Annotated in this window: 31 protein-coding genes and 2 pseudogenes; 8 read left to right on the top strand and 25 right to left on the bottom strand. The window is 69.9% G+C overall.

Annotated features, from left to right (window positions below; translation table 11 throughout):
* Positions 1 to 3 precede the first annotated feature (3 nt).
* Together ACFJIX_RS12555 and ACFJIX_RS12550 are read right to left on the bottom strand one after the other, a co-directional pair.
* Positions 4 to 1,077, bottom strand: coding sequence for an extracellular solute-binding protein (locus ACFJIX_RS12555; protein ID WP_377160449.1), 1,074 nt, complete (start codon positions 1,075 to 1,077; stop codon positions 4 to 6).
* Between the two features lie 220 nt (positions 1,078 to 1,297).
* Positions 1,298 to 2,296 carry a LysR family transcriptional regulator gene (locus ACFJIX_RS12550; protein ID WP_377160447.1) on the bottom strand — a complete coding sequence of 333 codons (999 nt, stop codon included), beginning with the start codon at positions 2,294 to 2,296 and terminating at the stop codon, positions 1,298 to 1,300.
* Positions 2,297 to 2,456: 160 nt separating this feature from the next.
* Here ACFJIX_RS12550 and ACFJIX_RS12545 point away from each other — a divergent pair, with 160 nt between their 5' ends.
* From ACFJIX_RS12545 to ACFJIX_RS12530, 4 genes and pseudogenes are all read left to right on the top strand, one after another.
* Complete coding sequence (locus ACFJIX_RS12545) at positions 2,457 to 2,711, top strand: hypothetical protein (RefSeq protein ID WP_377160445.1); 255 nt, start codon at positions 2,457 to 2,459, stop codon at positions 2,709 to 2,711.
* Between the two features lie 314 nt (positions 2,712 to 3,025).
* Positions 3,026 to 3,211, top strand: a pseudogene (locus ACFJIX_RS12540) (Fic family protein); the annotation flags it as partial.
* A 6-nt stretch (positions 3,212 to 3,217) separates the two neighbouring features.
* On the top strand, positions 3,218 to 3,391 hold the full coding sequence (locus tag ACFJIX_RS12535) for a hypothetical protein (protein ID WP_377160443.1): 174 nt from the start codon (positions 3,218 to 3,220) through the stop codon (positions 3,389 to 3,391).
* Between the two features lie 10 nt (positions 3,392 to 3,401).
* Positions 3,402 to 4,247 carry a phosphatase PAP2 family protein gene (locus tag ACFJIX_RS12530; protein WP_377160441.1) on the top strand — a complete coding sequence of 282 codons (846 nt, stop codon included), beginning with the start codon at positions 3,402 to 3,404 and terminating at the stop codon, positions 4,245 to 4,247.
* A gap of 109 nt (positions 4,248 to 4,356) precedes the next feature.
* Here the strand turns inward: ACFJIX_RS12530 and ACFJIX_RS12525 are convergent, their stop codons facing one another.
* The 6 genes and pseudogenes from ACFJIX_RS12525 to ACFJIX_RS12500 form a co-directional block, all read right to left on the bottom strand.
* A complete protein-coding gene (locus ACFJIX_RS12525; protein WP_377160439.1) occupies positions 4,357 to 4,824 on the bottom strand; it encodes a metallophosphoesterase family protein in 468 nt (155 codons plus the stop codon).
* Positions 4,736 to 5,008 carry a hypothetical protein gene (locus ACFJIX_RS12520; protein WP_377160437.1) on the bottom strand — a complete coding sequence of 91 codons (273 nt, stop codon included), beginning with the start codon at positions 5,006 to 5,008 and terminating at the stop codon, positions 4,736 to 4,738. The genes ACFJIX_RS12525 and ACFJIX_RS12520 overlap by 89 nt, the downstream gene beginning before the upstream one ends.
* Complete coding sequence (locus tag ACFJIX_RS12515; protein WP_377160435.1) at positions 5,005 to 5,226, bottom strand: hypothetical protein; 222 nt, start codon at positions 5,224 to 5,226, stop codon at positions 5,005 to 5,007. The genes ACFJIX_RS12520 and ACFJIX_RS12515 overlap by 4 nt, the downstream gene beginning before the upstream one ends.
* The gene (locus ACFJIX_RS12510; protein WP_377160433.1) at positions 5,223 to 6,068 is read right to left on the bottom strand and encodes a diacylglycerol/lipid kinase family protein; all 846 of its coding nucleotides are present in this window, start codon (positions 6,066 to 6,068) and stop codon (positions 5,223 to 5,225) included. Before ACFJIX_RS12510 ends, ACFJIX_RS12515 begins: the two co-directional genes overlap by 4 nt.
* Before the next feature lie 153 nt (positions 6,069 to 6,221).
* Positions 6,222 to 7,234: pseudogene (locus ACFJIX_RS12505) on the bottom strand (aldo/keto reductase).
* 220 nt (positions 7,235 to 7,454) lie between these two features.
* Positions 7,455 to 8,390 carry a LysR substrate-binding domain-containing protein gene (locus tag ACFJIX_RS12500; RefSeq protein WP_377160431.1) on the bottom strand — a complete coding sequence of 312 codons (936 nt, stop codon included), beginning with the start codon at positions 8,388 to 8,390 and terminating at the stop codon, positions 7,455 to 7,457.
* A 96-nt stretch (positions 8,391 to 8,486) separates the two neighbouring features.
* Between ACFJIX_RS12500 and ACFJIX_RS12495 the strand changes: the two genes are divergently transcribed.
* Together ACFJIX_RS12495 and ACFJIX_RS12490 are read left to right on the top strand one after the other, a co-directional pair.
* Positions 8,487 to 9,233, top strand: coding sequence for a sulfite exporter TauE/SafE family protein (locus ACFJIX_RS12495; RefSeq protein ID WP_377160429.1), 747 nt, complete (start codon positions 8,487 to 8,489; stop codon positions 9,231 to 9,233).
* Positions 9,230 to 9,526, top strand: a complete 297-nt coding sequence (locus tag ACFJIX_RS12490; RefSeq protein WP_377160427.1) for a hypothetical protein — start codon at positions 9,230 to 9,232, stop codon at positions 9,524 to 9,526. Before ACFJIX_RS12495 ends, ACFJIX_RS12490 begins: the two co-directional genes overlap by 4 nt.
* Here the strand turns inward: ACFJIX_RS12490 and ACFJIX_RS12485 are convergent.
* On the bottom strand, positions 9,471 to 10,880 hold the full coding sequence (locus ACFJIX_RS12485) for a methyl-accepting chemotaxis protein (RefSeq protein WP_377161746.1): 1,410 nt from the start codon (positions 10,878 to 10,880) through the stop codon (positions 9,471 to 9,473). The two genes, ACFJIX_RS12490 and ACFJIX_RS12485, sit on opposite strands and share 56 nt — an antisense overlap.
* A gap of 25 nt (positions 10,881 to 10,905) precedes the next feature.
* On the opposite strand from ACFJIX_RS12485, the gene ACFJIX_RS12480 reads away from it, so the two are divergent.
* Together ACFJIX_RS12480 and ACFJIX_RS12475 are read left to right on the top strand one after the other, a co-directional pair.
* Complete coding sequence (locus tag ACFJIX_RS12480) at positions 10,906 to 11,463, top strand: hypothetical protein (RefSeq protein WP_377160425.1); 558 nt, start codon at positions 10,906 to 10,908, stop codon at positions 11,461 to 11,463.
* A gap of 213 nt (positions 11,464 to 11,676) precedes the next feature.
* The gene (locus ACFJIX_RS12475; protein ID WP_377160423.1) at positions 11,677 to 11,931 is read left to right on the top strand and encodes a hypothetical protein; all 255 of its coding nucleotides are present in this window, start codon (positions 11,677 to 11,679) and stop codon (positions 11,929 to 11,931) included.
* Positions 11,932 to 11,956: 25 nt separating this feature from the next.
* Here ACFJIX_RS12475 and ACFJIX_RS12470 read toward each other — a convergent pair whose 3' ends face one another.
* From ACFJIX_RS12470 to ACFJIX_RS12395, 16 genes are all read right to left on the bottom strand, one after another.
* Entirely contained in the window at positions 11,957 to 12,283 is a 327-nt protein-coding gene (locus ACFJIX_RS12470) for a hypothetical protein (RefSeq protein WP_377160421.1), read from the bottom strand.
* A 30-nt stretch (positions 12,284 to 12,313) separates the two neighbouring features.
* Positions 12,314 to 12,634 (bottom strand): hypothetical protein, encoded by a 321-nt coding sequence (locus tag ACFJIX_RS12465; RefSeq protein WP_377160419.1) that lies wholly within the window; start codon positions 12,632 to 12,634, stop codon positions 12,314 to 12,316.
* Between the two features lie 22 nt (positions 12,635 to 12,656).
* Entirely contained in the window at positions 12,657 to 13,046 is a 390-nt protein-coding gene (locus ACFJIX_RS12460) for a hypothetical protein (protein ID WP_377160417.1), read from the bottom strand.
* Between the two features lie 139 nt (positions 13,047 to 13,185).
* Complete coding sequence (locus ACFJIX_RS12455) at positions 13,186 to 13,527, bottom strand: hypothetical protein (RefSeq protein ID WP_377160415.1); 342 nt, start codon at positions 13,525 to 13,527, stop codon at positions 13,186 to 13,188.
* A gap of 34 nt (positions 13,528 to 13,561) precedes the next feature.
* Positions 13,562 to 14,083, bottom strand: a complete 522-nt coding sequence (locus tag ACFJIX_RS12450) for a hypothetical protein (protein WP_377160413.1) — start codon at positions 14,081 to 14,083, stop codon at positions 13,562 to 13,564.
* Positions 14,080 to 14,781 carry a hypothetical protein gene (locus ACFJIX_RS12445; protein ID WP_377160411.1) on the bottom strand — a complete coding sequence of 234 codons (702 nt, stop codon included), beginning with the start codon at positions 14,779 to 14,781 and terminating at the stop codon, positions 14,080 to 14,082. Before ACFJIX_RS12445 ends, ACFJIX_RS12450 begins: the two co-directional genes overlap by 4 nt.
* Positions 14,765 to 16,246: a GspE/PulE family protein gene (locus ACFJIX_RS12440; RefSeq protein WP_377160409.1), complete on the bottom strand. Its 1,482-nt coding sequence runs from the start codon at positions 16,244 to 16,246 to the stop codon at positions 14,765 to 14,767. Before ACFJIX_RS12440 ends, ACFJIX_RS12445 begins: the two co-directional genes overlap by 17 nt.
* A gap of 245 nt (positions 16,247 to 16,491) precedes the next feature.
* Positions 16,492 to 17,709 carry a type II secretion system F family protein gene (locus ACFJIX_RS12435; RefSeq protein ID WP_377160407.1) on the bottom strand — a complete coding sequence of 406 codons (1,218 nt, stop codon included), beginning with the start codon at positions 17,707 to 17,709 and terminating at the stop codon, positions 16,492 to 16,494.
* A 95-nt stretch (positions 17,710 to 17,804) separates the two neighbouring features.
* A complete protein-coding gene (gene gspG / locus ACFJIX_RS12430) occupies positions 17,805 to 18,293 on the bottom strand; it encodes a type II secretion system major pseudopilin GspG (protein ID WP_377160404.1) in 489 nt (162 codons plus the stop codon).
* 14 nt (positions 18,294 to 18,307) lie between these two features.
* Positions 18,308 to 18,793, bottom strand: coding sequence for a hypothetical protein (locus ACFJIX_RS12425; protein ID WP_377160402.1), 486 nt, complete (start codon positions 18,791 to 18,793; stop codon positions 18,308 to 18,310).
* Between the two features lie 46 nt (positions 18,794 to 18,839).
* A complete protein-coding gene (locus ACFJIX_RS12420) occupies positions 18,840 to 19,229 on the bottom strand; it encodes a type II secretion system protein (RefSeq protein WP_377161744.1) in 390 nt (129 codons plus the stop codon).
* Between the two features lie 4 nt (positions 19,230 to 19,233).
* On the bottom strand, positions 19,234 to 19,770 hold the full coding sequence (locus ACFJIX_RS12415; protein ID WP_377160400.1) for a type II secretion system protein: 537 nt from the start codon (positions 19,768 to 19,770) through the stop codon (positions 19,234 to 19,236).
* Between the two features lie 16 nt (positions 19,771 to 19,786).
* Positions 19,787 to 22,195 (bottom strand): secretin N-terminal domain-containing protein, encoded by a 2,409-nt coding sequence (locus tag ACFJIX_RS12410; RefSeq protein ID WP_377160398.1) that lies wholly within the window; start codon positions 22,193 to 22,195, stop codon positions 19,787 to 19,789.
* A gap of 12 nt (positions 22,196 to 22,207) precedes the next feature.
* Positions 22,208 to 22,834: a hypothetical protein gene (locus tag ACFJIX_RS12405; protein WP_377160396.1), complete on the bottom strand. Its 627-nt coding sequence runs from the start codon at positions 22,832 to 22,834 to the stop codon at positions 22,208 to 22,210.
* The gene (locus tag ACFJIX_RS12400) at positions 22,741 to 23,763 is read right to left on the bottom strand and encodes a GspMb/PilO family protein (RefSeq protein WP_377160394.1); all 1,023 of its coding nucleotides are present in this window, start codon (positions 23,761 to 23,763) and stop codon (positions 22,741 to 22,743) included. The genes ACFJIX_RS12405 and ACFJIX_RS12400 overlap by 94 nt, the downstream gene beginning before the upstream one ends.
* Before the next feature lie 72 nt (positions 23,764 to 23,835).
* Entirely contained in the window at positions 23,836 to 24,219 is a 384-nt protein-coding gene (locus ACFJIX_RS12395) for a hypothetical protein (RefSeq protein WP_377160392.1), read from the bottom strand.
* Between the last annotated feature and the right edge of the window lie 145 nt (positions 24,220 to 24,364).

Raw genomic sequence — 24,364 nt, 5'->3', positions numbered from 1 at the left:
CCGTCACTGGTCGAAGGCGACCTTGTCGATCAGCAGGCTGGCCTGCTTGCGGTGGCGCGCGATCTCCGTCAGCGGCAGCGCATCGGCCTTCACCGGGCCGATCGCCGACTGGATCAGCGGATCCAGCGTGACGCCGGCACGCACCGGGTACTCGTAGTTGGTCTGCGCGTAGAGCTGCTGCGCCGGCTCCGACACGAGGAACTCCATCAGCGCCTGCGCGGCCGCCTTGTTCGGCGCGTGTTTCGCCACCGCGGCGCCGCTGATGTTGACGTGCGTGCCCGCGCCCTTCGCGAAGACGGGCTTCAGCACCTGGATGCCGTCGCCCCACTTGCGCGCGTCGCTGCCGGGCTTGGCCGACTTCATCTGGCCGACGTAGTACGAGTTGGCCAGCCCCACGTCGCAGATGCCGCCGAGGATGTCGCGCGCGACGTCGCGATCGCCGCCGGTGGGCTTGCGACCGAGGTTGGCCTTCAGGCCGCGCAGCCACTGCTCGGTCTTCGCCTCGCCGTCGTGGGCGATCATGGCGGCGACCAGGGCCGTGTTGTACGGGTGCTGGCCCGAACGCGTGCAGACCTTGCCCTTCCACTTCGGATCGGCCAGGTCCTCGTAGCGGATCGCGCCGGTCTTCAGGGACGGATCCGCGTAGAGCACGCGGGCCCGCAGCGACAGCGCGGTCCACTGGCCGTCGGCCGCGCGGAGGTTGGCCGGCACGGCCGACTCGATCTCGGCTGACTTCAGCGGCTGCGTCACGCCGCCTTCGACGAGGTCGATCAGGTTGCCGACGTCGACCGTCATCAGCAGGTCGGCCGGCGAGCGGGCGCCCTCGGCCTTGACGCGCTCCAGCAGCCCGTCCTTCACGAACACCGTGTTGACCTTGGTGCCCGTCTTCGCGGTGAACGCGGACAGCAGCGGCTGGACGAGCGCGACCTCGCGCGTCGTGTAGAGCGTCAGCTCACCACCGGCGGGTACGTTGGCCTGCGCAACACCTGGCACCAGCGCGATGGCAGACACCACCATGGCCGCCGTGGCGCCGATCGGGCGGAGCTTGGAACGCAAGGACTTGGCAGATCGGCGCATCGTGTTGTCTCTTTCTCAGGCGTCAGAACGGACGAGGGACCCCGGGGACGGAGTCGGACCGGAAACTTCGAGCTCCGTCGATGAGAACGGCTCTCATCTGGAGAGACGCGCAATGTAGGCGCGCCGTCCGCCCGGCGGAAGGAGACAAAAGCTGCAAGGGTCCACAGGAAGAACCGGGGCCTGGATGGCGGTGACGCCTGACTGCGGCTTCGGGCGGTCTTCAGGCCGCAGCCGTGGCTTGTGGCAACGCCCGCGCCCCGTCGGCGATGACGTCCGAGATCTCCCCGATCATCTGCCGCAGCCAGCGTTGCGCCGGATCGAGCTCGGCGCGGATGTGCCAGACCTGGCTGATGTCGATGCCGCGCAGCGCGAAGGGCAGGTTCCGGCAGGCGAGCTGGCCGGCGAAGCCGGTCGCCGGGACGAAGCTGTCCGGCAGCACCGTGATCAGGTCGGACTGCTGCACGGCCATCGTGCCGGTGAAGAAGCTGTTGACCGTCATCGCCACCCGCCGCTTGCGGCCGATCGTCGCCAGCGCGTCGTCGACGAAGCCGTGCGCGCGGCCCGCGAAGCTCACGCGCAGGTGCTGCGCGGCGCAGTAGGCATCCAGCGTCAACGCGCCGTGCTCGGCCAGCGGATGGTCGGCGCGCATGACGCAGACGTAGCGGCTCGCGTAGAGCGCCTCGCGCCGGAAGGCGGTGCTGTCGTCCTCGATCATCAACTGCTCGGTCAGGTCGGGGAAGAAGCCGATCGCCAGATCGGCCCAGCCCTGCTCCAGCAGCTCGCGCGGGTCGCGGGTGGTCAGCGGCACGACGCGCAGGCCGACGTGGATGCCCTCCTCCAGGAAGCGCCGGCTCAGTTGCGGCACGACCAGCGCCGCGGTCGCGTCCGCCATCGCCAGCGTGAAGCTGACCGTGTTGCCGGCGGCGCGCGGGTCGAAGACCTGCGGCTCCAGCGCCTGCTGCAGCGCGGCCAGCGCGCGGCGGACCACCGGCCAGAGCGACTGGGCGTGCGGCGTCGGCTCGACGCCGGTGGAGCTGGGGATGAAGAGTTCCTCGTGCGTGGCCTCGCGCAGGCGCCGCAGCGCATTGCTGACCGCCGGCTGGGTGATGGACAGCCGGTGCGCGGCGCGGGTGACGTGGCGTTCTTCCATCACCACGTCGAAGACGCGCAGCAGGTTCAGGTCCAGCGTCCGGAAGTTGACGGGGCGGGGGGTGCTCATGCGTCGGATGCTAATTCCGTCACGGGTCATTTCCGGCGGTGATGACGCGATTCCCAAGCGCAATTGGCGTGCCGTACGTGAAAACCGCAATATCTCGTCCATGGCGCACGGCCACCCGCCAAGCAAGCGCCACCCAACATCACCTCAGAAGGGAACCGCCATGATCACCGCCACGCTGAATGTCCAAGTGATGGCTGCCGACGCAGCCCGGGCTCGCACCGCCAATGTGGCCGGCGAGCGCCTGGTGAGCCTGGCTCTGCGCGCCGGCCACGCCGTCGTCGAATTCGTCCACGCCGCCGTCGAGCTGCGCCCCCGCGAAGCCGTCCTGCAAGCCGCCGCCGAGCAGTCGGCCGAGCGCCCGGACCTGGCCTTCTCGCTGCGCCGCGTCGCCCGCAACGGCTGGATGATGTACTGAGCCGAGTTCTTCAGGACGCCTGACCAGCGTCCCTCCTGCAAGGAAGAGCCGGGCCGCGAGGTCCGGCTTTTTTCTTTGTCGCGTGGAAGCCGCACATCGGGTGTCGGGCGACAGCCGGACCTGCAGATTTGAGGGAGTGCGCGAGTCGTGATCCGTCAAATCCCGCCACGCCGCTGAGCCCGCCCGCGGCGTTTTGACCGGGGTCAAGCCCGTCGCCGAGCAGTATCGATGCCTTGTTGTTGAGAGAACAAGGTGAGTGATGCGATACAAGCCTGAGCTGCTTGAACTGCCGTCCCCTGCGGTAGCGGAACCGGATTCGACCTGTTTCGCCCCGCGGCCAGCCGGGACGGATCCCCGCGCTCCTCGAAGAACTGCTTCAACAGATCGCCATCAAGGCACTAGCGATCCTCAATCCGGTCGAAGCCGCGTTCTTCCTCTGGATCCATGTCGCCTACCTGCAGGCCTTCGCCGACGGCAACAAGCGCACGGGTCGGTTATCGGCCAACATGCCGCTGTTGGCGGGGCACTGCGCGCCGCTGAGCTTCGGCGGCGTCGAGGCGTGCGACTACGTGGTGGCGATGCTCGGCGTGTACGAGCGCAACGACGTGTCCGTGGCCGTCGATCTTTTCGAATGGCTGTATCGAAGGTCGATGCAGAAATATCCGTGGATGTTGAGCTAACAATCGACGCATGTCCCACGTCTCTCTCCTCGACGCCGCCGGCTTCGCCGGCGCCCATGCGCTGGCGATCTACGGCGCGCTGCTGGTGCTGGTCACCGGCACGACCTGGCTCGCCGCGCGCGCGCTGCTGCCGGACCGCGGTGGGCAGGCCGCGACGCCTGAACCGCTCTCCCCGGCCGCGCTGCTGCTGCGCTTCGCGGCGGGCTTCGCCTTCATCGTCGGCGGCGCGATGCTGTTCGCCGAGATCGCGGAAGAGCTCCACACCGAGCAGACGCTCGGTCAGCTCGACGAGGCCTTCATCGTCGCGATGATCGATCACGTGCCCGATCTCGCGCTGCGGGCGTTCTACCTGATCACGTTCGTCGGCAACCGGGAGACGCTGATCACGCTCGGCATCGCGATGGCCGTGTTGCTGCTGCTCTTGCGACGCCGCGGGCTGGCGCTCGGCTGGGCGCTGGCGATGCTGGGCAACGCCGCGCTCAATCCGACGCTGAAGCACATCTTCGAACGCGCCCGTCCCGTGCATCCGACCCGCTGGCTGACCGAGGAGGGATTCAGCTTCCCCAGCGGCCACAGCTCCGGCACGGTGATCGTGATGGGGATGCTCGCCTACCTCGCCGTGCGCCTGCTGCCGCGGCGCTGGCATGTGGCGGCCTGGATCGCGGCGGCGGGGCTGGCGTTCTCGGTCGGCGCCAGCCGCATCTTTCTGCGCGTGCACTTCCCGAGCGACGTGCTGGCCGGCTTCGCTTCCGGCGCCGCCTGGCTGACCGTCTCCATCGTCAGCATCGAACTCGCGCGCTGGGCGCGCCGCAGACGCGTCGGGCGTCAGGCCAGCGCGGTCGAGCTCACACGCTGAAAGAGGCCGGCGGTCTCGTCGACGTCCCACCGTTCGACGACGGCCGCGCGCCCCGGACCGGTCCGGATCACGTTCACGGAATTCGGAATCCCGCCGCGCACGCGGATGCTCAGCGCCGTGCCCGCCTGCACCGCCCAGACCGGGTGCGGCAGGTCCGTCCGGCGCTCATGCAACGGCAGCACATAGGCAAGTGGATGTGGCCGCCGACCACGGCGTCCACCCCTGCCTCCGACCAGCGCCGCACCGCCTTCGCATGGCCGCGCAGCAGGTTGGAGAGGTCGGCCGTCTTGGTCACCGCGACCGGCTGATGCACGGCCACGAGTCGCACCTGCCCGGGCCTGGCGCGCGCCAGCCGCTGCGCCGTGCGCTCGATCTGCGGATCGGACACCTCGCCGTTCTTGTGGCGGTAGCGGCGCGTCGTGTTGAGCGCGATGACGAGCAGGTCGTCGCTCTCGAACTCACCGTCCTCGGCGGGCCCGAACGCGCGCTCATAGCGCCGATAGGGATGCAGCAACCGCGTGGTCACCGCATAGAGCGGGATGTCGTGATTCCCCGGGATGACCAGCCGCGCCGGCACGCCCAGTTTGTCGACGAAGGCCTTCGCACGCGGAGAACTCGATCGGGCGCGCGCGCTGCGTGATGTCGCCGGTGATCAACAGCAGGTCGGGCTTCAGCTCGCCGCAGAGACGCTCGAGCGCGCCCACCGCCATCGGCCGCTCGGTGCCGAAGTGCGGATCGGACATCTGCAGCACGACGGTCATGTCCTCGGCTCCGTGGAGACCGGTGTTGACGTGGGAGCTGGCGTTGGGGCGGGGGCGGAGGCGTGCGAAGAAGCGGCATCGGAAGCGAAGGCCGCCTGCGCTTGCCGCCGCTCTTCCGACAGCCCCTCCGGGCGGATCAACATCAGCGGATGCGGGGACACCTCGAAGCACACCGGCAGGCGCATCCACAACACCTCGCCGTCGGTGGCGACCTTCACGCGGCGCGCGCCGAAGCGCCGGCTGCGGACGGTGAGGCGATTGAAGGGGAAGTTGACGATCTGGTCCGCCTCGGCAAGTTTTCCATCGCCCCGCGCACGAGCAGCTTCAGCAGGCCCCAACGCCCGACGGGCTTGAGCATCACGCCGGCCAGTTCGCCGCGATCGATGGCCTGCGCCTCAGGCAGGCCGACCTGCTCCATCTGGAGCGCGTTGTTGCCGACAAAGACTGTCGGCGTGCGCACGTGCCTGGGCTGCCCGTGCAGCTCGATGGTCAAGCCGAGGCTGCGATGGCCGCGCAGGATCGTCGCCAGCACCGCGCCGGCCGCGATCAGGCGGCTGCGGCCGAATTGCTGCTTCCAGACCTCGCGGTCCTCGAGCGACTGCGAATAGAGCCCGAGGCTCGCGTTCACGTTGAAGACCCGCTCATTGAGCAGGCCCACCTGCACCGGTGCAGCCTGCTCTTCGAGCAGCACGCGCAGCGCGCCGTCGAGGTCGGCAGGGATCCCGTGCGTCCGGGCGAAGTAGTTGAAGGTGCCGCGCGGCAGCACGCCGAAGGTGCAACCGCTGCCGAGGACTTCCTGGACGACGCCGTTGATCGTGCCATCACCGCCGGCGGCGACGACGACGCCGTCGACTTCGCGGGCACGGCGCACGGCTTCGCGGGCCGTCTCGGCCAGCTTGCCGGGCGCCTCGATGGGCAGCAGGTGCACCTCGCGCCCGGCCGCGCGGCAGGCGGCTTCCACGGCGGGGCCGACTTCATCCCGGTTGCCACGGCCCGAGGCGCGGTTGAACACGACGAAGAGCGGCGGGAGACGGGAATCGGTCGGCAAGGGCATGGGCATGAGCAAGGAGACGCGCGGCGTGGCGGAAGGCTGGAACGATAACGTCCCGGCAAGCCGGACGCCTGCCTGCCCGCCCGCCTGCTCTCTGATCCTTGCTCCTTGCTCCTCGCTGCCCGGTGCGCGCTCCGTGACGGGTGCTATGCCCCGCGTTTCTTATGCGCCGCCGGGCAGCGGTGCTTCCGGATGCACCAGCCTGGCCTGACGCAGTTCGCGCCAGAAGTCGGCCGGCACCTTCTCATTCAGCGCGGCGCGATCCTCGGCGAGCCGGCTCGGCTGGCTCGCCCCCGGGATGACGGCGGCGACGGCCGGATTCGCGAGCGAGAACTGCAACCCCGCCGCCTTCATGCTGATGCCGTGACGGTCGGCGATCGCCTTGATGCGGGCGACCTTGTCGAGGATGGCCGGCGTCGCGGGCGCGTACTCGAAGTTGGGACCGCCGACCAGCGCGCCCGAGCTGTACGGCCCGCCGACGACGATGCCCAGCCCCTGGGCGGTGACTTCCGGCATCACGCGCTGCAATGCGCGATCGTGATCGAGCAGCGTGTAGCGGCCGGCGAGCAGGAAGCCGTCGGGGCGCGCGCTGTCGAGCGCCATGACCAGTTCGATCGGCTCGACGCGGTTGACGCCCAGCCCCCAGGCCTTGATCACGCCCTCGTCGCGCAGCCGGTCGAGCGCCTTGAAGGCGCCCTTGCGCGCGCCTTCGAACACGCCCAGCCATTCGTCGCCATAGAAGTCCTGCGCGACGTCGTGCACCCAGACGATCTCGATGCGGTCGGTCTTCAGGCGCTTGAGGCTGTCCTCGATCGAGCGCAGCGTCGCGTCCTCGGAGTAGTCGTTGACGATCCTGTTGGGGCGGCCGTACTGAAGACGTCGCCCTTCTCGCCGTTGTCGCGGGCGCTGACGTCCTCGACCTCGTCGAGGATCAGGCGGCCGACCTTGGTGCTGATGACGTACTCGTCGCGCGGGCGCCCGGCCAACGCGTCGCCCATGCGGATCTCGGCGAGGCCGGCGCCGTAGAACGGTGCGTTGTCGAAGTAGCGGATGCCGTCGTTCCAGGCGGCGTCGACGGTGGCGCGGGCTTCGGCCTCTGGGATGTCGCGGAACATGTTGCCCAGCGGGGCGGTGCCGAATCCCAGCTTGCCGGGAAGAAGGTCTTTCAGAGCCATGGGAAGTCCTTTCGGGAAGAGTGGCTTGTTCCCAATCTAGAGGCTGAACGGCGATTCATGAAATTGAATCGGTGAACTGCGGATATTTCCGGAGCGCATACCCATCCGTCAATTGCACGGAAGGGCTAGCGGCCGCCCCGCAGGGCCACATCCTCGAGCCCGATCACCAGACGGCGCTCAAGCACGCCGCAGGCGATGTGGCCATTTGGCCACCGTTCACCTAGGCCCGCGAAGCGTCAGGCGCAGTCATCAACGCCGTCACCAGCGCGATCACCCCCGGCTGCTCCAACGCCTGCCCCGAATGGCAGAGCATCAGCGTGCGGCGCGCCCACGGCTCGTCGAGGCGGGCGATCCTGACGCCGTCCGTCTTCCCGCGTTCCGCCGCGCTGCGCGACATCACGGCCACGCCCGCGCCGGCTTCGACCAGCCGCGCGACCGCCTCGAAGCTCGACACGCGCACGCGGTGATGCGGCACGCGGCCGCTGCGCGCGGCCTGCGCCAGCAGGTAGCGGCTCAGGCCGCTGTCGGCGCCGAGACCGACGAAGGGCTGATCCAGCAGCTCGATGAAACGCACGCTCTTCGGCGCCCGCCCCCGCTTCACCGCGGGCAGCAGCGCGACCAGTTCGTCCTCCACCCAGGGCTGCGAGGTGAGGCCCGTCGTGTCGACGTGGTTCGTCACGATCGCGACGTCGGCGACGCCTTCGCGCAGGGCCTGCAGCGCAGCGTCGCTGGGCATCTCCTGCAGTTCGACGTCGATGTCCGGATGGTCCGCGAGGAAGCGGCCGAGCCGGGGCGGCAGCGCCTCAACCACCGCGGCCGTGTTGCCGAGCAGGCGCACCGTGCCGCGCAGCCCGCGGCCGAAGGCCGACATCTCGACATGCAGCGAATCCAGCTCCGACAGCACCCGGCGGGCCTGGCGCGAGAGCGCCCTGCCCGCATCGGTCGCGACGACGCCGGCCTTGGAACGATCCAGCAGCCGCACGCCGACCCGGTGCTCGAGCACCTTCAGGCGCGCGCTCGCGGCCGCGAGCGATAGGCTGATCGCCGCCGCGCCGGCCGTGATCGAGCCGTGCGCGACGACCGCCTCGAACAGCTGCAGGTCGAAGGGATCGACGCGGTAGTCGATCGGGCGGGCGGTGGAGCGCATTGCGTTCATCGAGGCCATCCTCTCGCGAATCCTCTTGCGGACGCGAAGGATATCCGCCGCACATCGAGATCGACAGTCGTCGGGCACGCCTCGAAGATGCGCCGCATGGATTCCACTTCCTTCGCGGCGCTCGCGCCCTGGCTCGGCATCGGGTTCGTCTTCATCCTGGCCGGCGGCGTCAAGGGCGTCACCGGCATGGGACTGCCGACGGTGGCCATGAGCCTGCTCGGCCTGTGGATGGCCCCGGCGCAGGCCGCGGCGCTGCTGGTGATGCCGTCCCTCGTCACGAACATCGCGCAATGCCAGGGCCCGGCCTGGCGCCGCATCGTCGTGACGTTGTGGCCGGTGTGGCTCGGCATGGTCGCCACCACGGTGTGGGGGCCGGATCTCGGCGACATCGCGCCGATCGACGCCCGGATCGCGCTGGGGGCGATCCTCGTCGTCTACGGCCTGTGGGGCTTGTGGAAACCGGTCGTCCCGCAGGTGTCGCCGCACGCCTGGTGGATCGGCCTGGCCGCCGGACTGGCGACCGGCTTCGTCACCGCGTCGACGGCCGTCTTCGCGCTGCCGCTGGTGCCCTACCTCCAGGCGCTGCGCCTGGACAAGGACACGATGATCCAGGCGCTCGGCCTGTCCTTCACCGTCGCGACGCTGTCGCTGGCCGCGCGGCTGCATTCCTTCGAGAGCGGATCGGTGTTGACCGTGTCCTCGCTGCTGGCGCTCGCCGCGGCCTTCGCCGGCCTGGGCGTCGGCGCCGCCGTGCGGGCGAGGATCAGCGCGACGACGTTCCAGCGCGCGCTGTTCGTCGTCTTCATCGTGCTCGGCATCGCGAACCTGTGGCGGGGGCTATGAGCATCGATCCGCCCCGCGACGAGCGCTGCGAACTGGCCGCGCTGCTGGAGCGCGCCTACCGGCTCGCCCTGTGGCTGCACGACGCCGAACGCGTCGATCGCAGCGACGCGCCGGACGATCGGGGTACCTCGCCAGCGAGCTTCGCGGTTCACGTCGCATCGTCCGAACTCGTGGACGTGCTCGACGAAGCCCGCGCGCGGCTGGTCGCCGGCGCGGGACACTCGATCGGTCCGACGATCAGCCCAGCCGGAACGCCGACGCCAGCTCGTTCATCCGCTCCGCCTGATCGTTGAGCGAGGCGGCCGACGCGGCGGCTTCCTCGACCAGCGCGGCGTTCTGCTGAACCATGCGCTCGACATCGGTGAAGGTCCCGCGCAGTTGCTGGAGGCTGACGGCTTCCTCGGCCACCTCGTGGGCGATCCGCTCGATCTCGGCGCTGACGGCGCCGATGCCGCGCTCGATGCCGGCGATGGCCGCGCCGGCCGCCTGCACCTCGGACTGTCCGCGCTCCACCCGCGCGACCGATTCGCCGATCAGCACCTTGACCTCGCCGGCCGCACCGGCGCTGCGCTTGGCCAGGTGGCGCACCTCGGCGGCGACGACCGCGAAGCCGCGGCCCTGCTCGCCCGCCCGCGCCGCCTCCACGGCCGCGTTCAGCGCGAGGATGTTGGTCTGGAACGCGATCATGTCGATCACCGAGACGATCTCCGACATGCGCCTGGAGCTCGCGCCGATCGAGTTCATCGTCTCCACGAAGCCCTGCACCATCCGGCCGCCGGCGGCGGCGCTCGCGCTGGCTTCATCGGCGAGCCCGCGCGTGCGGACCGAGGCCTGCGCCGTGCCGTCCAGCGTCTCCGACAGCCGCTGCACGTTGCTCGACGCCTCCTGCACGCGTGCCGCCGCGTGTTCGCTGCGCACGCTGAGGTCCTGGTTGCCGGAGGCGATCTCGTCGGCGGCGCCGTGGATCTCGCCCGACGCGACCTGCATCTGCGTCACCAGACCGCGCAGCCGGTCGCGCATCGAGCGGATCGCATCGAGCATCCGGCCCAGGTCGTCGTTCGTGTGCCATGAGGACTCGGCGGTGAGATCGCCTTGCGCGATGCGCTCGGTGAGCGTCTCCGCCTCATGGATCGGACGCCAGACGCCGAGCAGCGTGCGCCACAGCACCAGGCCCATCGCGATGAGCCCGCCGATCACGACGATCGTCGTCAACAGGAAACGCCGCGCGACGGCGGACTCGCTGTCGTCGAGCCGCTGCGCCAGCGTGTCCATCACGCGGGCGGAGAGCTCGGACTGCAGCACCGCGCCCTTCTTCAGCGTGGCGACCAGTTGATCGAGCGGATAGTTCACGTCCTTCGCCGACGCATCGAGCGCATCCAGCACCACCTGGCGCTGCCGGGCGACGCGTTGCAGCGTCTCGGCGTAGTCGGCCGCGTGCGGCGCGTCCGCGACGGCCGCCTGTCGCAGCGCCGCGTTGAGCTGGCGCAGGTCCGCGCGGTAGCGCCCGGCGGCATTGCCGACCGCCGCGACGTCGTCCACCGCAGCCGCGGCGCCGATCGCGCCGAGCTCGGCCAACGTATCCGTCAACTGCGGCGCGACCTGCAGCCCGGCCACGACGTTGAAGTAGGTCGCGCCGTCCTGCTGCATCAGCAACCCCGGACCGCGCGTTCAGTTGCGCGACGGCATCGAAGATCGCGTCGAACAGCGCCCGGTACTGCGGCGCCTGGACCTGGAGCATCTGGCTCACGCCCTTGGCGTGCAGCGCCTTGAACTGCTCACGGACCTTCGTCGCTTCGTCGACCAGCGCATCGCCATGCCGCACGTCGTCGAGGTCGGCGAGCACGGCCTCGAAGTCCTTCTCGATCTTCGTGGCGGCGGCGTCGCGCGCGGCGGCCTGCTCGGGATGGCTGGAGGCGGTGGCCGAGGCCAGCCGGTGTTCGGAGAGATCCGCGATCACGCGTTGCCACGCCTGGTTGGCGGGCAGCGCGGCGCGCTGCGCCTTGACGGTGCGCAGGGCGTCGAGGAGGTTGAAGCCCAGCTGCGCGGTCGGCAGCAGGCAGACGGCGCCGCACAGGAGCGCGACGACGGCGAGACGATGTTTGAGAGACATGCGGCGGGACCTGGGGAGGCCGGTGCTGGGGAGGCGCCGCGAGTCTTGCAATGCTTCGTTACAGCCACGGGACAACCCGGACCTCCGGCCGCCAGGTTGCCGGGAAGCGGGGGTTTTTAACGCTCACCTGGCAGATTGGGGCGACAGCCGCCCGATGACTTGCGTCAGGCTGTCCGGGGTCAGGCTTTGCCAGAATCCGCTCCGGTTCATCGATACAGCCCGATCAACGGGCACATCCAGGAGAGGGAATCCATGAAACGCGCATTGACCTGAGCCGTAGCCGCCGCCATCGTTGCAACGGCATCACTCCATGCACCGCTGGCGAATGCTGGCGTGCATTGCACCGAGAAGATCTCGCTCGTCATCTATCACCAGAACGGCGACGTCTATTTCCAGACCGACAGCACCTGCAGCAACGGGTGGTGCCAGATCAACTACGGCACGGCAGAGAAGAACAAGACCGGGCTGGCGATGCTGCTGTCCGCCAAGCTGGCGGAACGGCCGGTGACGTTCTATTGGAGCGGGATCAACGCCTGCAGCGAGAAGAACGCCGTCTATGCGTCACCGGGATACATGATGCTGCCGTGAGGCGACCACGACGGCGCGGGACGCCTCAGAGGTAGAGCTCGTTGACGTCCTCACCGTCCGCCCAGCGCGTGCAGGCATTGAAGCCGATGACAGTCACCGGTTGGCCCGATGCTCTGGCCGTCAGCAGGACGGCCAACTGCCGCTTGCCGGTCGTGGAATCCTCGGCACGGATCATCCAGTAATCGCCGCTGGCGCATGCCGGGCGTTCATTGCGCTGGCCTTCGAGCACGAAGTAGACGAGCCCGTCGGACGCCCGGATCGTCAACGTCTTGATCTTGCCGACCTGGCTGCCGGCATGGGCGGGCGCGATGGCGGCGATTGCCAGCAACGCGGTCGCGATGAATCTGATCATGATGATTCCTGATGTCTGAAATGCCACGGCTCAAGGCTGCATCGACACGTAGCCGATCTTGCAGTAGTCCCCGGTGCGCTGCGAATAGATGAGTACGGGCTTGTCCATGGCTCTCGCCATCATCAGCAAGGACACGTAGCTCTTGTAGCTCGGGTCGGAGCCGTTCACGTAGGCCCAGCTCGGGCCGCCGGTGCACATGGCCTGCCCCTCCAGGTAGACGCGGAATCCGAAGTTCTCGGAGGCCGTCACGTCCAGTGTTCTCACCTTGCCGACGGCGGAGCCGTCCCACGGTTGTGCGTTCGCGCAGAATGCGAGCGCGCCCAGGGCCATCACGGCCAGGAAGCGTTTCATGTCGAAGTCCTTCTGACTCGGGTCACTCGGTGACCAGCACCATCCAATAGAAGTCCGGCAACCAGACCCATTCCGGATAGGCACCGCAAGAGGCGTAGGGCGCAGTCTTCGTCGCCACGCGGACATGCTTGCCGGTGAGCGCCGCCGTCATCAGTGTGGCGTAGATCACCTTGCAGGTCTCGGGCGTGATGCCCTGCGGCGACGTCGCGCGCAAGTTGCACAGGCGTGGCCAGCGCAAGTCGCCGATGCCCTGGGCGAGCACATCGCCGGTCGAGGCCTCGACCGAAGGTTGACGCACCGGGCCTTGACAATCGAATGCCTGCGCGGCCAACGGGTTCAGGACGAAGGCCGCGGCGGCCAGACCGGCCAGGACGCGATGGACGCGATGGACGCGATGGACGCGAGTGTTCATTGATTCCTCCCTGACTCCTTGTGGAGCTATTTTTTCTGCGGCGAGGATCATCCCACGGGGCGATGTCCGTTCGAAGTCTTGCGGACGGCGCGCTGTGTTCGAAAACGCCAATGGTTCCGTGCCGACGGCCTCGGTTCCGTCAATCCGCCATCTGGATGAAGTACGCGCTCGGCTGGTTCGTCCAGGCACCGATCTGCGAGCACGCGGTCAGCGCGGGATCGTTGTAGAAGATCGTGACCGGCTTGCCGGCGATCCGGTGCGTGAGCAAGGTGGCGTAGAAGCCCTTGCACGCCAGCGTATTGATCTGGAAGTTCCCCTGGACGGAGGAACTGCAGATGGTGTGGAGGTTGGCGCCGTTGGCGACCACCACAGCCCCGTTCTGGTCGTAGCCCAGATAGTTGATCTGGCCCGTGCAGGCGATGTTTGCGTGAGCGGTGAAGGTATGCGCGATGAGCGCTAAAGCGAGCAAGGTCTTCTTCATATCAAGGTCCTCCTGAGTATTTCTGTCACAGGCCTCACGGCCACGTCGACCGGATCACCGCCTGGCGCCGCGCGCCGGCAGCCTCGGCGCGAACCAGCGTCCAGCGCTGTACGGTCTCGCCCTCGTTGAGCAGCTCGAGGTAAGCGAGCAGCGCCTTGTAGTCATCGAACTCGAGCGTCACGTCGGCGCCGCCGCGCGTGGCGTTGAGCTCGATGCCGCTGACGCGCACGCCGTCGACCGCCACGGTCTCCAGCGATCGCAGGACCGACTGCATCGGGAACGCCGCCGTGCGCGCGACCGTCAGCGCGTCGCGCGCGTAGGACGGCGGCACGGCATCCGACGCCGCCTTGTCCGCGCGAAGACGCAGGGTGTCCCTCAGACGCGCGATCTCAGCCGCATCGGCATCGGTCCGCGCCACGCGCGTGGCTCGTTCCTCCCACGCCTGCCAGGCACCGACGCCCAGCCCCACCGTCGCGACGGCACAGATCGCGCCCCAGACCGCCAACACCGCGATCGGTCGCCGCGCCGGCGCGAAGTCCACCTTCAACGCCCTCATGCCGAGGCCTCCTTGCGGAACGGCAACGCATCGCCGGCTTGCTGCCCCGGAAGCGCACCGCCGTTGAATTCGATCAACTCGATCCCGTCCGCCGGAACGTCGTGCGTCACCAGCGCCCGGTTGAGGACGGCCGATGCGGACTCTCCGTCCAGCGGGTAGGTCTGCGCCACGCGATAGGTGTCGCCCTCGGCGATCAACAGCACGAGTTCGTCGCTGTCGGCGACGGCCAGACCCGAAACATCCGTCCCGACGGACTCGATGGCGACGGCCCACCAGGGCCTCATGCTCTCCAATGCGCGGCCACTGAGCGCCAGCAGCTCACGCTGCCACGGCGCATCGATCGCCACGGCCATCCGCGGCGACGACTGCCCGTTGTCCAGCCACACGGGGCTACCGGCGGGCAGTCCCGCGCGGTCCTCGACCATCGACGTCGCGATCGCCATCCAGTCGGATTCCCCCGCGACCCCGGCCACTTCCGGCAGCAGGAACGGGCGGCAGACCGCGCCGCTCACCGTGATCCGCAATGGTGTCCCGCGCGGCAGCTCCCGGACGCCGGCAGCCAACGCCGCCACCGCGGCGTCGCGCCCGTCGACGTCCGCGGCCACCAGCAGCATGCCGCCCAGCGACAGCCGCACCGCGCGCTCGCCTGCATAGGCGACCGCCATCCGCGCCGACGCGCGCTTACCAGCCCACCACACGCTTGATCTCCTCCGCGCTCGACTCGCGCCGGCTCACCATGTCCGCGCCCAGTTGCGACAGCGTGCGGACGCCCTTGCGATACACGTGCTCCCGCAAGGCCGACACCGGCGCGCCGGTCGTGACCAGGTCGCGGAAACCGTCGTCGATCGTGTGCACCTCCGCGATCACGCGCCGGCCCTTGTAGCCGGTGCCGCCGCAGCGCTCGCATCCCACGGCCAGCGGCATCGTGTCCGGCCGCTCCAGCCCCATGTCGACGAACCATTGCTGCTCGCGCGGCTGCGCCGGACGGTCGCTCACGCAATGCGGGCAGATGCAGCGCACCAGCCGCTGCACGATCACGCCGTTCAGCGCTGCCATGAAGCCGAACATGTCCAGGTCGAAATGCTTGAAGCGCCCGGTCACGTCGAACACGCTGTTCGCATGCACCGTCGTCAGCACCTGGTGGCCGGTCAGCGCGGACTGCACCGCGATCTCCGCCGTCTCGGCGTCGCGGATCTCGCCCACCAGGATCCGGTCCGGGTCGTGCCGCAGGATGGACCGCAGCCCCTTGGCGAAGGTCAGTCCCTTGCGCTCGTTCACCGGCACCTGCAGCACGCCGGCCAGCTCGTATTCGACCGGGTCCTCGATCGTGATGATCTTCTCGATGCCGTTGTTCACCTCCGACAGCGCCGCGTACACCGTCGTCGTCTTGCCGCTGCCCGTCGGTCCCGTCACCAGCAGCATGCCGTGCGGCAGGCCCGCGAGCTCGCGGATCATCGCCGCACCTGCCGCGTCGAAGCCGAGCAGGTCCAGCGACACCTGGTCCGCCGGGTCGCGCAGCTGCGCCTTGTCCAGCAGCCGCAGCACCGCGTCTTCGCCGAACACGCTCGGGATGATGGACACACGCAGGTCGATCTCGCCGCCGCCCAAGGCGATGCGGAAGCGACCGTCCTGCGGCAGCCGCCGCTCGGTGATGTCGAGCTGCGCCAGCACCTTGATGCGGGAGATGGCCTCCTCCGCGCCCCGCGTGCCCTCCAGGCGGCCATGCGGCATCAGCACGCCGTCGCGGCGCAGGCGCACCGTCACGCCCTGACGGTCGCATTCGAAGTGGATGTCGCTGGCGCCGACCTCGTATGCGCGGCGCAGCGCCTGGTCGACGAAGGCCACCACCGGGCCGTCCGCCGTGGTCGCCGCGTCCGCCACGCCGGCGCTCTGGCCCGGCGTCGCGGCGGGCGTCCCGCACCACGCGTCCAGTTGCGCGCGTGTCGCCGCGACCGCGGCCATGCGTCGTCCCGCCGCCTGCGCCGCGCGGCGCAGCACGGCCTCGTCCCAGGGATCGGCCATGGCCAGACGCAGCCGGTCCGGATCGCCGTCCAGCCGCACCGGCACCGCCCGCAGCTGCCGCGCCACGGCGACACCGCCCGCGCCCAGCAGCGCCAGGTCCGCGATGGCCCGGTCCGCGCTGGGGCCCTGCAGCATCTCCATGCCGCCGATCTCGCGCAGCAGCGCGGGCAGGTACTCGCCCAGCCGCCGCGCAGCAGGTGGTCGAGGACCGTGTCCGCGCCGGCCTGGGCGGCCTGACGACGCGCGGCCTGCAGCGCGGCGCGGAAGTCGGGGCGGGAGTCGGCGTTCATCGCAAGGAGGCTCTCATCGGGAAGTCGGTCGGCGGGGTCCGTGGAACGGGCAGCGTTGGCGGAGTCGGTGAATTCGGCAAGGGCGGGACATGGCGCTCAGCGGATGCTGCTCGCGATGTCGAAGATCGGCAGGTACATCAGCACGACGATGCTGCCCACGAGCAGCGACACCAGCAGCAGCATCACCGGCTCGACGATGCGCGTCGCGCGATCCATGAAGGCGGCGAAGTTGCCGGCGTGCCGCTCCGCGATCGTCTGCAGCACGCGCTCGAAGTTGCCGGAGCGCTCCCCCACGGCCAGCAGGCGCTGCGTGACGGTGTCGGTCAGGCCGTGCTCCGAGAACGCGCTGGACACGCGCACGCCGCGCGTCAGCGCCAGCCGCGCGTCGCGCATCGCATGGTCCATGTCGGCGCCCAGGGCCAAGCCCTCGCAGCGCAGCAGGGTCTCGTCGAGGGTGTAGCCGCCGCGGAACATCACCGTCATCGAGTGGTACAGCTTGGCCAGGCGGAACTCGCGCAGCGCGCGCCGCACCGGCGGGATCACGGCGGCGGCGCGCATCGCCGCGCGCTGGATCGCGCCCTGCCGCCACGCCACGACGCCCAGCGCGCCCAGCGCCGCCGCGGCCGCCAGGATGCCGAGGCGGTGCTCCCGCACGAAAGTGCTGGCGACGGTCAGCAGATGGGTCGACCAGCTCATCTCGCCGCGCAGGTCCGCGTACATCGACGCGAAACGCGGCAGCACCACGACGATCAGGAAGCCGCTCACCAGCAGCCCCAGGCCGAGCACCAGGCTCGGATAGATCGCGGCGCTGACGACCTTCTTGCGCAGCGTCTCGACCATCTCGTGATAACGCAGGAACTCGGACAGCGCCTCGGACAGCGAGCTGCTGCGCTCGCTGGCGCGCACGCTCGCCACCAGCACCATCGGGAATCGGCCCAGCGCCTCCATCGCGACGGACAGCGCCTTGCCCTGATGCAGCTGCGCCAGCAACGCGGCCTGGAGCTCGGCGCGGGCGCCGTCGGCGCCGGACTGCGCCTGCAGGGTCTCGATCGCCTCGACCACCGTCATCCCGGCCACCAGCAGCGTGCGCAACTCCTGGCACCACCAGGCGATGTCCAGCGCGCTCGCCCGCGCGCCGGCGGTCCCGGCGCCGGCGGAAGCGCGCACGGTGGCGGGCTCGCGCACGGGCTCGGCGGCGAGCACCTTGCGTCCGTCGGGCAACTGCGCGCCGAGCGACTCGCGCGACGCGACCTCCATCAGCTCCTCGCTGATGGACAGGTGCACGGGATCGAGCAGACGGACGCGGAGCTTCATGCCGGGGTCGTGGCGACAGGTCGGGGGTGGTCGGTGGCGATCGTCGGATCGATTCGTCGGAGCGGGTCGTCGGAGCGGGTCGTCAACGCCCGTCGTCAGAGCTGCACATCGGCATCGTCGCCGGTGCCGCCGGCGACCCGGTCGCGGCCGAAGCTGAACAGCTCGTAGTCCTTGCCGGGCTGCTGCGACGGGATGCGGTACTGGTACGCCATGCCCCAGGGGTCGTTGGGCAGTTCGCCCTTCAGGTAGGGGCCGCGCCAGCGCGGATCGTTGGCGTCGCTGCGCACCAGCGCGGCCAGGCCTTCGCCGGTGTCGGGGAAGCGGCCCATGTCGATGCGGTAGGCCTGCAGCGCCTTGTCGATCGCGTCGAGCTGCGCCTTGGCCGTCGTGACCTCGGAGCGCGAGATCTGGGCCAGGAAACGCGGACCGACGATGCCGGTCAGCAGGCCGATGATCAGGATCACCACCAGCAGTTCCAGCAACGTGAAGCCGCGGGAGCGCCGCAGGCCGGGGACGCGGCCACGCGCGACGGGTGCAGCGGATGCGGAGGCCGCGACGGTATTGATGTGCTCGGTGTGCTTCATGTTGCTCTGGTCTCTCATTTCTCGGAGTCCACGACGAACTTCCAATCCGAATAGCGCTGCGCCGGCTGCAAGAGCAACCCGGGGCGGCGCACGGCGCCCGCGATCAGCGGCGTCTCCTCGCTGAGGCTCTGGACGCCGCGGACACGCCCATCCTCGCCGCGCACGACGGCCCAGCGGCCGGTGGCCCCCACCGGGTCCGGATAGAGGCGGCGCATGTGGCGCACGGTGCCGACGAAGCGCTGGTCCATCAGCAGTTCCTCCAGCTCCTGCGGCAGGCGCTTGTCGGTACCGGGTGAACTGCGCCGGTAGCGCTCCAGCGCCTGCACGTAGAGCGCGCCGACGCGCAGCAGTTGCTGCTCCTTCTCGCGCCGGGCCGCGTCGGCCCAGGACTGCGCGGTGACCGACAGCGCCGCGGAGGCCAGCGCCACCAGCACCAGCACCGCCACCAGGCCGTAGCCGCGCGTGCAGACGCGCATCGGGGTCCGCGTCGGGCGGCTCATGGGGCTGCTCATCGGGACGCGCATCGGAACGTGCAAGGCGCAGCGATCACCACGAGGCATAGCTGCTCCCGTCGGACGCGATCTCGCGCGCGCCGCTGCGCACGTCGAAGACGCCTTCGCCGTCGGCGTTGCCCGCCCGCGGCGGCACGGCGACCCAGGTGTCGGCGCGGCTCGTCACCGGGTCGACCGGAATCGCGCGCAGATAACGTCGCTCGACCAGTTCGGGCAGTTCCTTCGGATACCGGCCCTGGTCGCTGTAGAACTTGTCGATCGCATCGCGCATCGCGTGCAGGTTGTGCCGCAGGGCGGTGTCGCGCGCGCGGTCGACATGCTGCACATAGCGCGGCGCGGCCACGCTGAGCAGCAGCGCCAACGCGGCCAGCACCACCAGCAGTTCGATGACGGTGAAGCCCCGGACTTTTTCTCGTCTCACGATCGCCTCACCACTGCTTCAACGGCACGCCGTTGAGACCGGTCGCCGTCGACTTCGAATACACGTCGTAGACCTCCGAGCCCGGCTGGGGGTTGTCGGCGTCCGACTGGTAACCGCGCAGGCCCCAGCTCTGCTCGGCCGTCACGCCGGGCTCCGCGAACGGATCGCGTGGCACGCGCCGCAGGAAGCGGATCGTCTGGCCCTGATGTTCGGTGCGCGCGTCGGCGACCTCGACCGTCAGGCTCTGCAGCGTCTCGGGATACGGCGGCCGGTCGCTCGGGCCGAGCACGGCGCCGGACTCGCGCGCGGCGCGGTAGGCATCGAGCGCGTCGCGGATCTCCCAGAGCGCGCGCTTGAGTTCGCGTTCCTTCTCGCGCTGCGCCGTCATCTCGGCCATCGGCAGCGCCAGCGAGGCGAGGAAGCCCAGGATGCCCAGGCACACGAGCAACTCGATCAGGGTGAAGCCGCGGATCCGCAAACGCGCGCGCGCACCGACGCCGCCTGAGCGGCGCATGGCGGGGGCGGGCGTGCGGTACGGCGTCATCGTCACTTCACCTCGATCACCGCAGGCGCGGGCAGCGTGGGCCGTTCGCCGTTGGGTTCGAGCGACACCGGCTGTGCGGTACCAACGCGCACTTCGGCCCGACCCGAGGCGACGGCCTTGAAGCGGAGCTTGAAGACGCCGCCGCCCCCTCCGCCGCCGTCGCCTGGTTGCGCAGTACGCTGAGGTTGATGCGGCCGGGTTCGACGCGCTTGCTGAAGCTGGTGACCGCGCCGCCCTTGCGGAAGTACTCATCCTCATCCGCGTCGACCAGCGTCAGCTTGTCGGCGCTGTACTGGAGCTCGGTCATCAGGCCGCGCAGGTTGGCGTCGCGCAGGTCCAGGCGCACCTCGACCGTGTCGCCGACCTTGGCCTGCGCCGGCGCGGCGAGCGACAACGCGGGCATCTTGCGTGACGGCAGATCGGCGACGCCTGCCATGCCGGGCTGCCCCGAAGCCGGCAAGGCGCCAGGAACGCCGGACGGTCCCGCGGCGCCGGGCGTTCCCGGTGCAACGGTGCCCGGGGCGCCAGGAGCACCCGTTGTCGAGGGCGAGCCCGGTGCGCCGGCCGCGCCAGGCGCACCGGGTTTCGCATCCGCCTGCGGCGTGTTGAACTGCAGCCCGCCGACCTGGCGCAGCTTGGGCGAGGCTTCGGTGCCCACCCACATCTCGGACTCGCTCGCGTTCAGGCGCTTGACGTTGCGCAGCACGCGCGGCGTGATGGCGAGCAGCAGCTCCGATCGCTTGCCGTCGTCGAGCTGGCTGGAGAACAGCCGGCCGAGCACCGGCAGGTCGCCGAGTCCAGGCACGCGGCTGGAGGTCGCGCGCTCGTCGCGACTGATCAGGCCGGCCAGCAACTGGGTCTCGCCGTCGCGCAGGCGCAGCAGCGTCGTGGCGTTGCGGGTGCCGATCTGATACGCGATCGATCCGGCCGAGGTCTTGATCGACGTGCCCAGCGAGCTCACTTCCAGCGCGACCTTGATGGCGACCTCGTCGTCGGCGAACACGGTGGGCTCGACATCGAGCTTCAGACCGACGTCGAGGTAGCTGATGCTCTCGGAAACGAACCCGCCAGTGCCCGTGGTCGTGGACACGACGGGGATCTTGTCGCCGATCATGATCTTGGCCTTCTCCTTGTTGCGCACGCGCAGCTTCGGATTGGCCAGGGTGGAGCTGTCGCCGACCTCGCGGCGCAGGTTGACCAGGACGTTGTTCGGGTTGAGGCCGACGCCGATCCGGTTGCGGCCGATGTTCTCGAAGTCGGCGAGCGTCAGCTGCGAGGAGTTCCCGATCGGCAGCGGCGTCAGCGAGAACGACGTCGGCAGCTTGACGCCGAGCTCGGTGAGGCGCGTGGCGTTGACCTCCAGCACCTCGACCTCGAGCAGCACCTCGGGCTCGGCGCTGTCGAAGACGGCGAGCAGGCGTTCGGCGAGCTGGATGTTCTCGGGCGAGTCGCGCAGCGCCAGCAGGTTGGAGCGTTCATCGACGAAGGGCTCGCGGATCTTGAGCATCGCCTTGAGGAAGGCGGCGGCGCCCTTGGGATCGCTGTTGGCGAGGTTGAACACGCGCACGAGCTGCTCCTGGTACTCGCGGTGCTTCTCGGCGGTGTTGGGATAGATGACGATGGTGCGCGAGTCGATGACCTTCTTCGCCAGCTGATTGCTGGAGGTGATCAGGTCCAGCGCGTCCTCGACCTTGGCCTGTCGCAGCAGCACGGTGACGCGGACGTCGGCGCGCACGTCGCGGTCGAGCACGAAGTTGATGCCACTGTGCCGCGTCACCACGTCGAGCACGGTGCGCAGGCTGGCGTCGCGGAAGTCGAGCGAGATCGGACGGGACTCGGTCAGCACCCCGTTGAGCGCCTGGACCTGCGCGCTGCGCTGGTCGCTGAGCAGCCGGCGCTGCAGGTCCTGCAGCCCGCCGTGGCGGGGGTTGTCCTTGAGCGCCTGTTCCAGCACGCGCAGCGCGCGGTCGGGCTGCTTGGCCTCGACCCACTTCTGCGCGACGGCCAGGTCCGCGGCGCCCTTGCGTTCGAGCTCCATGTCCGACAGCAGCGCCTGCACGCGCGCGTTCGTCGGATCGAGTTCGAGCGCCTGGCGCAGCGTGGCGGTGGCCTCGTCGAACTGGCCCGCGGCGCGCTGGGTCAGCGCCTGCGAGACCAGCCGCAGCTGCGCATCGGCGCGCGCCTGCAGCAGCGTGGTGCGCAGCGCGGTGCTCTCGGGATAGTCGCGCAGGCCGTTCTCGAGGGTGCTCATCGCCTCGCGGTACTGGCCGCCGGCCATGGCGCGGCGCGACTCGTCGCGGATGCGGTTCTCGGCGCAGCCGGCCAGCAGCAGCAGCACCGCGAGCGCGCCGGCAGTGCAGCGGGTCGTCGGGGCCGGGGACCGGAGGGCACCGAAACGGACGAGGCGGACGGATCGTTGAAGCATCGGGCGGGCGGATCAGGGTGACGGCGCGGCCGCCGGAATGCGGATCACGGTGCGCTGCTGGAGGGGTTCGTAGACGAGACGGATCTCGTCGTCGGTGATCGATTCGACGCGGTAGCCCTCGTCGAGGCGGGTGCCGGCTTCGACCAGCAGGTCCTTGTCGGGCCGCGCGAGGTAGACCTTGCGCTGGCCCTGGGGGTCGATGAACTGGCCGAGGTAGCGGTAGTTCAGCGCCGGCGCCTGCGGCGGCGGCGGCGGCGGCGGGGGTGGAGGCGGCGGTGGCGGCGGTGGGGCCGGCGGCTGCGGGATCGAGAACGGATCGCGGTCGGCGGGCTCGAGGGGTTGCTCGGGCAGACGCCCCGGGACGGACGCCAACGCGAGTGCCTGCCCCGGTGCGGCAGTCCGTGCATTCGTCGGCGCGGTCGTCGGCATCGGCGGACGCGGTGCGGGAGCGCTCGGTCCGCCCTGCCCCGCCGGAGCCGGCGAGGTGGCGGCGACGACCGGCGGATCGGCCGGCGCGAGCATCGCCCACGCGCTGGCCACGGCGCTCAGGCCGAGCGCCCAGCGCAGGCCGGGACGCAAGCCCTTGGCCGGCGCGCCGGTGGCGCCCGTGACGGTGGTGGTGGGAGTGCGCTTGAACATCGGCGCGCTTTCAGCGACGCGGCGCCGGCGCGGACGCCGATGACGCGGTAGGAGCAGGCCAGCGGCCCGTCATGGGAGCGGCGCTCGCAGCGGGAATCGGACGTGTCGGCGAAGCAGCCTTGCCGGCCGATGCGGCGCTGGCGCTTGGTGAGGTGGCGGTGCTCGGTGCGGCGGCGGTGGCGGCTGAAGCAGCGCCTGCAGCCGAAGCGGCCACGGCGGTCGCGGCGGTCGACGAGGCGGCGATCGCTGTGGATGCCGAGACAACTTCGGCAGCGGACGGCCGGTCGGCCAGCGGTCGGCTCAGCCAGGTGGCGACGACGCGGGCTTCCAGGTCGCCTCCGGCCGGGCGCCCTGCGTTCATGCCGTTCATCGTGTTCATCGCGTTCATCGGCGCGAAGCCGCCCGCCGGATTGGGGGGCGGTACCGGGCGCGCGCCGCATCGAGATCTGCTGCAGCACGGCCTGCTGCGCATCCCGCGTGAGCAGCTCGGCCAGCACGGTCTTGATCGCGGCGTAGCTACCGCGCAGGTTGACGTCCAGGCTCATGCGTCCGAGCGTGCTGGCGGTCGGCGCCTGATGGGCCGTGGAGATCGAGGTGACGAGCACGGACTGCGACTCCGCGGCTTCGCGCAGGTGCGTGACGGCGCGCGCGGACGACTGCGTCAGCGGCAGGCGCGCGGCGAACGGGGAGACGTCGGCGGCCGGCGCGGCAGCGGCCTTGGCGCGCAGCGCGGCGAGTTCGGTGCGAGTGGCCTGCTCATGCGCGAGCGAGAGGTGCTCGGCCTGACGCGCGACCACCAGTAGCGCGCCGGCGACGAGCGGCGGCACGAGCGCGACACCGACCCACACGGCCGTCGGCGCGCGGGAGAGACGTTGCTTGAGCGTGGCGGGATCCGTCAGCGCGCGCCAGTCGATGGAGGTCAGGCGCATGACGAGATCGATGGTGGGGCGGGACGGAGGAATCCGGCCGGAACTGCTGCCGAATGCATGGCAGGCTCCGCGCTATTTGAGCGAAATCGAGATGGCCTGGCAGCTCGTGAAGGCGATGCCGGGGCAGTGGTGGTTCTGGGTGGTGTCGAACTGCATGTAGACGCGCGAGTCGCCACCCTTGGCGCGCGACATGAGCGCGGCGGAGAGCAGCGACTTGTTGCCGTTGGGAATCGCGACGAAGCCGCGGCACTGTTCAGGCAGTCCGGCCATGGCAATGCAGGAGAGCCCGCCGTTGACGGTATCGGCGCCGCCGTTGACGATCACTTCCTGGATCGGTCCCGTGATGAAGGTATTTTCGGCGGCAGACGCCGTCATGGCGACGGCGACGACCGTCATGGCGGCGGCACGCGCGCCACCCCGTAGCGCGTCCGATACGCGCACGAAAGAAAACTTCATGAAACCCTCCCCTGCTCCGCGACGCTTGGCGCGCCGGGTGGCCTTGCTGTTGTGCGGCCAGGGCGCGACTTTACCGTGTCGGCATGGCGGATGGATTTCGGACAGGCCTGCAGAGGGCTAGAGGATTGCCCTAGGTCGGCCGCGC

Origin of the sequence: Roseateles sp. UC29_93, from assembly GCF_042695725.1 — a bacterium.
GTDB classification, from domain to species: Bacteria; Pseudomonadota; Gammaproteobacteria; order Burkholderiales; family Burkholderiaceae_C; genus Roseateles; species Roseateles noduli_A.
This window is presented reverse-complemented; position numbering and strand designations above follow the sequence as displayed.